The sequence below is a fragment of the Streptomyces sp. E2N166 genome (genome assembly GCF_003671715.1).
Taxonomy (GTDB): Bacteria; Actinomycetota; Actinomycetes; order Streptomycetales; family Streptomycetaceae; genus Streptomyces; species Streptomyces thinghirensis.
Genome location: NZ_RAIF01000032.1, coordinates 387,097 through 392,857, shown reverse-complemented (window position 1 = coordinate 392,857; position 5,761 = coordinate 387,097). Strand labels below are relative to the sequence as shown.

Genomic DNA, 5,761 nt, shown 5'->3' with positions numbered 1-5,761 from the left:
CGCCCGTGGTGCCGTGGTCCGCGCGCCGGCCCACCGTCCCCGCCGCGGAGGCGAAGCGGTCGTCCAGGGAATCGGGCGCGGCCGTGGGGCCGGTGTCGCCGGTGGAGTCGTCGTACAGCTGCCCCCACCAGTCGTCGTCACGTCCGGTGGGTGTTCCCCCCTGCTGACTCATGCTCCAGATTGTCCACCGACGGAGCCGTATGAAAACGGGGCATCCGGAAATTCCGGCGGACCGGCACCGCGCCGGACGGCGTGTCGGGGGACGTGTCGAACACGTGTCGCGAGGTGGGGTGGCCGAGCGGTCCCACCCCCCACGGGAGAACCGCTCGGCGACGCCACCTTGGCAGAGTGACCGGCGGTACGGCGATGATGTCCGGAGGCGGGTTTGCGCCGTGGCCGTTTCCCGCCACGGACGGCCCCGCACGTTGTGGTGGTGAGGTTTGTTCTCGGGGAGGGGCAACGCCTGATGCTGGGAGTGCTGGGGCTGGAGAACACGCACGAGTCTGCGTACCGGGCACTGGTGTCCTTGGGCGCCGCCGACGTGCCCGACCTGGCCCGGCGGCTGGCGCTCGGCGAGCGGGACACGGAGCACGCGCTGCGCCGGCTGGAACAGAACGGGCTCGCGGCCCAGTCGTCGGCCCGTCCCGGCCGCTGGGTCGCCGCGCCGCCGGGGGTGGCGCTGGGCGCGCTGCTCACCCAGCAGCGGCACGAGCTGGAGAAGGCGGAGCTGGCGGCGGCGCTGCTGGCCGAGGAGTACCGGGCGGCGGCGGCCGAGCCCGCCGTGCACGACCTGGTGGAGGTGGTGACCGGCGCCTCGGCGGTCGCCCAGCGCTTCCTCCAGCTCCAGCTGGGGGCGAGCGACGAGGTGTGCGCGCTGGTCACCGGCAGCCCCGTCGCCGTCACCGGCATGGAGAACGACGCGGAGGAGCAGGCAGCCGGACGCGGGGTCGGGTACCGGGTGGTGGTCGAGCGGTCGGTACTGGACCTGCCCACCGGCATCACCGAACTGACCGCCGCGCTGGGCCGCGACGAGCAGGTGAGGGTGGTGGACCGGGTGCCGACCAAGCTGGTGATCGCCGACCGGGCCCTGGCCCTGGTGCCGCTCACGGCGCGTTCCTCGGAGCCGGCCGCGCTCGTCGTGCACGCCAGCGGCCTGCTGGAACTGCTGTCGGGCCTGTTCGAGTCGGTCTGGCGGGACGCGCTGCCGCTGCGGCTCGGCGCCGCCGGTGTGAGCGAGCACGGCCCGGACGGGCCCGACGCCACCGACCTGGAGATCCTCTCCCTGCTGCTGGCCGGCCTGACCGACGCGAGCGTCGCCAAACAGCTCGACCTGGGTCTGCGGACCGTACAACGGCGGGTGAAGCGCCTGATGGAGCTGACGGGGGTCACGACCCGGCTCCAGCTGGGCTGGCACGCGTACGAGCGGGACTGGGTGGCCCGGAAACGCTGAACCGGCCCCCCAGCCCTCGACTCCCGGACCCCCGGCCGCCCCACCCCGGTCGGCCGGACATCTGCGGACCGCGCCCGACTCCTGCACCCTGGACAGATGGGAGCGTGGAACCTCCTGCTGTCCGGCCTGGTCATCCTGCTCGGGCTGTGCGGAGTGCTGCTCCCCGGCATGCCCGGGTCGTGGCTGGTGTGGGCCGGGGTGCTGTGGTGGGCGCTGAAGGATCCGCAGCCCCTCTCGTGGGCCGTGCTCGTCGGCGCCACGGTCGTCCTCCTCCTGTCCCAGGCGGTGCGCTGGGTACTGCCGCCCCGGCGGCTGCGCGCGGACGACGCCACCCGCCGCGTCACGGCGTACGCGGGCGCGGGCGCGTTCCTCGGCTTCGTCCTGGTCCCGGTGCTCGGCGCGATACCCGGCTTCATGGGCGGCATCTACCTCGCCGAACGGCTGCGGCTCGGCCGGCACGGCGAGGCGATGGCGGCGCTGCGCACGGCGATGCGCTCGGGCGGTTCCAGTGTGCTGACGGAACTCTTCGCCTGCCTGCTGATCACCGGGGCGTGGCTGGGCGCGGTACTGGCGGGCTGACGGGCCGGCGCAGTGCCCTCCAGGGTGAGCAGCGCCGTCTTGCGTTCCAGGCCGCCCGCGTAGCCCGTCAGGGAGCCGTCGGAGCCGATCACCCGGTGGCAGGGGCGCAGGATCAGCAGCGGGTTGGCGCCGATCGCGCCGCCGACGGCGCGGACCGCGGGCCGGGAGGCACCGATGCGCGCGGCGATCTCGCCGTACGTGGTGGTCGCCCCGTAGGGCACGTCGTCCAGGGCGGCCCACACGCGCTCCCGGAAGGCGGTGCCCTCGGCGCGCAGCGGCAGCCGGAACTCCTTCAGCTCCCCGGCGAAGTAGGCGGCGAGCTGCTCCTCGGCCGCGCGGAACGGCCCGGCGTCGTGCCGCCAGCCCTCCTGGACGCTCCGGCCGCCCTTCTGCCCGGGCACGGACAGGGAGGTGAGCGTCCCGCCCGGGTCGGCGGTGAGGAGCAGTGTGCCGACGGGGCTGTCGGTCTCGGTCCAGTACGTGGTGGTCATGGTGGTGGTCGTGCTGGTGGTCGTCATCGGTGCTCCCATTCTCCCGCTGCGCGCAGGTGGTTCAGGGCGTACGAGCGCCAGGGGCGCCAGGTGTCGGGGACGGCGTGGTCCGGCGGTGCGACGTCCGGGTCGCCCAGGGCGCGGGTGCGGACCACGGCGGCGGTACGGGCGTCCACGCCGGGCACGGCGAGCAGCGCGTGTTCGGCGTCGTCCCGGTCGGCGCCCGGGTCCAGGCGTACGGCGCCGTCGGCGAGCGCGGCGGCGAGCGCGCCCGGGGTGCCGTACGGTTCGGCCCCGGCGAGGACGGCCGGTTCGGGGAAGAGGTGGGTGAGGGTGCCGCAAGGCGCGTCCAGCGTCTTGCCGTACCGCTGGACCAGCCGCTCGGCCTCCTCCCGCCCGACCAGGGCCCGTACGGCGAGTTCGTCGGGGTCGGCGGCGCCCGGTGAGCGGAGCCCCGGGCGGGCGGCGACCAGCGGGGCGAGGCGGGGGTCGGCGCCGAGCCGTTCGTCCACGGCGTACGGGTCGGCGTCGAGGTCGAACAGCCGCCGCAGCCGCTGTACGGACGTGGTCAGGTCGCGCAGGTCGGTCAGGTGGAGGCGGGCGTCGAGCCAGCCACCACTGCCCGTCCCGGGCAGGCCCGGCCGTTCGTCGACGGCGACGATCCCGGTGCCGTACGGCAGGCGCAGGGTGCGCCGGTAGACGCGGCGGCCCGGCACGCCGCTCACCTCCTCGACCCCAGCGACGGCCTCCCGCTGGAGCAGGTCGAAGACGGGACCGGCCTGGTAGCGGCCCCGGTGTGCGAGCCGCAGGGGGATGCCGGCGGAGGGGGTGGCGGTGCGCCGGGAGGCCCGGTCGCGTGCCGGGGCGGCGGCGCGCAGCCCGCTCGGGGTGGCCGCGTACACGGCCCGGATCGTGTCGTTGAACTGGCGCACGCTGGCGAAGCCCGACGCGAAGGCGATCTCCGTGACCGGCAGGCCGGTGGTCTGCAGCAGGACGCGTGCGGTGTGGGCCCGCTGGGCGCGGGCCAGGGCCACCGGCCCGGCGCCCAGCTCGGCGGTGAGCTGCCGCTGCACCTGGCGGGCGCTGTAGCCGAGCCGGCCGGCGAGTCCGGCGACCCCCTCGCGGTCGACGACGCCGTCGCCGATGAGCCGCATGGCCCGGCCGACGACGTCGGCGCGGACGTTCCAGTCCGCCGAGCCCGGCACGGCGTCGGGCCGGCACCGCCGGCAGGCCCGGAATCCCGAGCCCTGCGCGGCGGCGGCCGTCGCGAAGAACCGCACGTTGCGCCGCTTCGGCGTGACCGCCGGGCAGCTGGGCCGACAGTAGATGCCGGTCGTCTCGACGGCGAAGAAGAACGCGCCGTCGAACCGGGCGTCCCGGCTGCGTACGGCCTCGTACCTGCTGTCCTCGTGCGTCAGGTGCTCTGCGCTCTTCGTTCCGTTCCCCATCACGCCCTCCAGTCTCCGCCAGACCGGGGGACCGGGCTGGCGGAAATCGGACATGGCGTTGGCGGGGCGTCGGCAGGGGCCGTGGCGGCTACCGCACGCGTCCCCGCTTGGCCTCCATCGCCGCCTTGCCGATGGCGCCGCGGCGCTTCCACTCCTTGCGGATCTCGGCGCGCAACCGGGCGTCGGTCTTGGCGACGATGCGCTGGTTCTCCCGCATGAGCTTGCGGTAGCTCTCCAGCCGCCGCTCGGGCAGCTCGCCGGTGTCGATGGCGGCGAGGACGGCGCAGCCCGGCTCGCTCTCGTGGGCGCAGTCGTGGAACCGGCAGTCACGGCCCAGTTCCTCGATCTCGGCGAACACCTGGCCGACCCCGCTGCCCGCGTCCCAGAGCCCGACGCCCCGCAGCCCGGGGGTGTCGATGAGCACTCCCCCGCCGGGCATGACGAGGAGGTTGCGGGTGGTGGTGGTGTGCCGTCCCTTGCCGTCGACGTCCCGAATGGCCTGGACGTCCATCACGTCCTCGCCGAGCAGTGCGTTGGCGAGGGTGGACTTGCCCGCGCCGGACTGCCCGAGCAGCACCGCCGTACCGCCGGCCACGACGGCGGCGAGGACGTCGAGCCCTTCCCCCTGCTCGGCGCTGACGGACAGCACCGGCACGCCGGGGGCGGTGGTCTCCACGTCCTGGACGAGGTGGCCCAGGGTCACCGGGTCGGGGACGAGGTCGGCCTTGGTGAGCACCACCAGGGGCTGCGCCCCGGACTCCCAGGCGAGCGCGAGAAACCGCTCGATCCGGGCGAGGTCGAGCTCGGCCGCGAGCGACACGGCGACGATCGCGTAATCGACGTTGGCCGCGAGGATCTGCCCCTCGGACCGCTTGGAGGAGGTGGAGCGTACGAAGGCCGTACGGCGCGGCAGACACGTCCGTACGTAGCGCGGGTTGCCGTCCGGTTCGACGGCGACCCAGTCGCCGGTGCAGACGACACGCAGGGGGTCGTGCGGGGTCACGAAGGCGGTGTCGGCCCGCAGGACTCCGTCGGCGGTGACGACGTCGCACTGTCCGCGGTCGACCCGGATCACGCGGCCGGGCAGCAGCCCTTCGGCGGCGTACGGGGCGAACGCGTCGGCCCAGTCCTCGTCCCAGCCGTGGGGAGTCAGCGCGGAGTGAGCGGTGAAGAGGGAGGTGGAAGACGTCGAAGACGTGGAAGACAAGGGGTGACCCTTCGGGGGGCGGCCCCGGCGGAAGGACTCAGGAGGGCTGAGGTCAGCCGGTGGCCACGGAGGTGGACTTGATGGATTCCTGGATGCGGGCAGCGCCCTTCGCAACGACAGCCATCGGTCGACACCTCCTCACTCGTGCGTTCTTCACCCCGCGGCGATCACCGCGTGACGTGCCGCCACAGTAGCCCGTCGGTACCGCGGTGCGTCAACGACTTTTTCCGGGCCCGGGGCGTCAGGCCCGTTCGCACGTCCCGCCGTTCAGTGTGAAGTCGTCCGGCGGGGAGTTCTTGCCGCGCCAGGAGGCGAGGAAGCCGAAGGCGAGGCGGCCGCCCGCGGGGACCGAGCTGTTGTAGTCGGTGGCGGTGGCGGTGACCCGGGGGCCGCTCTGGGAGTGGTCCGCGTCCCACATCTGGCCGATCCGCTGGCCGTCGGGGAAGGTCCAGGCGACATGCCAGGAGTCGAGGGCGCTGCGGGTGGTGACGGTGACGGTGGCCTGGAAGCCGTCGGGCCACTGGTTGACGAGGTCGTAGCGGACACGGCAGGCGGCGGGGGCGGCCGTGCCGGGGTCCGGGGCGGG

Annotated in this window: 5 protein-coding genes and 1 pseudogene; 2 read left to right on the top strand and 4 right to left on the bottom strand. The window is 74.4% G+C overall.

The annotated features are described in order from the left end of the window. Positions 1 to 466 precede the first annotated feature (466 nt). Both EBH09_RS28885 and EBH09_RS28880 read left to right on the top strand, forming a co-directional pair. Positions 467 to 1,450 carry a LuxR family transcriptional regulator gene (locus EBH09_RS28885; protein ID WP_121749865.1) on the top strand — a complete coding sequence of 328 codons (984 nt, stop codon included), beginning with the start codon at positions 467 to 469 and terminating at the stop codon, positions 1,448 to 1,450. 96 nt (positions 1,451 to 1,546) lie between these two features. After that, positions 1,547 to 2,029, top strand: coding sequence for a DUF456 domain-containing protein (locus EBH09_RS28880; protein ID WP_121749864.1), 483 nt, complete (start codon positions 1,547 to 1,549; stop codon positions 2,027 to 2,029). On the opposite strand, the pseudogene EBH09_RS28875 reads toward EBH09_RS28880, so the two are convergent. The 4 genes and pseudogenes from EBH09_RS28875 to EBH09_RS28860 form a co-directional block, all read right to left on the bottom strand. Then, positions 1,992 to 2,520: pseudogene (locus EBH09_RS28875) on the bottom strand (methylated-DNA--[protein]-cysteine S-methyltransferase). The gene EBH09_RS28880 and the pseudogene EBH09_RS28875 sit on opposite strands and share 38 nt — an antisense overlap. 23 nt (positions 2,521 to 2,543) lie before the next feature. Continuing rightward, a complete protein-coding gene (locus tag EBH09_RS28870) occupies positions 2,544 to 3,968 on the bottom strand; it encodes an AlkA N-terminal domain-containing protein (protein WP_121749863.1) in 1,425 nt (474 codons plus the stop codon). A gap of 88 nt (positions 3,969 to 4,056) precedes the next feature. Continuing rightward, complete coding sequence (rsgA, locus tag EBH09_RS28865) at positions 4,057 to 5,175, bottom strand: ribosome small subunit-dependent GTPase A (RefSeq protein WP_121749862.1); 1,119 nt, start codon at positions 5,173 to 5,175, stop codon at positions 4,057 to 4,059. 241 nt (positions 5,176 to 5,416) lie between these two features. Further along, on the bottom strand, positions 5,417 to 5,761 hold a 345-nt coding region (locus EBH09_RS28860), incomplete at its 5' end, for a cellulose-binding domain-containing protein (RefSeq protein ID WP_193776590.1).

What these genes read in the sequence shown, in the direction of transcription:
- EBH09_RS28870 (WP_121749863.1), bottom strand. Translation starts at nt 3,968, where the DNA reads ATGGGGAACGGAACGAAGAGCGCAGAGCACCTGACGCACGAGGACAGC.
- EBH09_RS28885 (WP_121749865.1), top strand. Translation starts at nt 467, where the DNA reads ATGCTGGGAGTGCTGGGGCTGGAGAACACGCACGAGTCTGCGTACCGG.
- EBH09_RS28880 (WP_121749864.1), top strand. Translation starts at nt 1,547, where the DNA reads ATGGGAGCGTGGAACCTCCTGCTGTCCGGCCTGGTCATCCTGCTCGGG.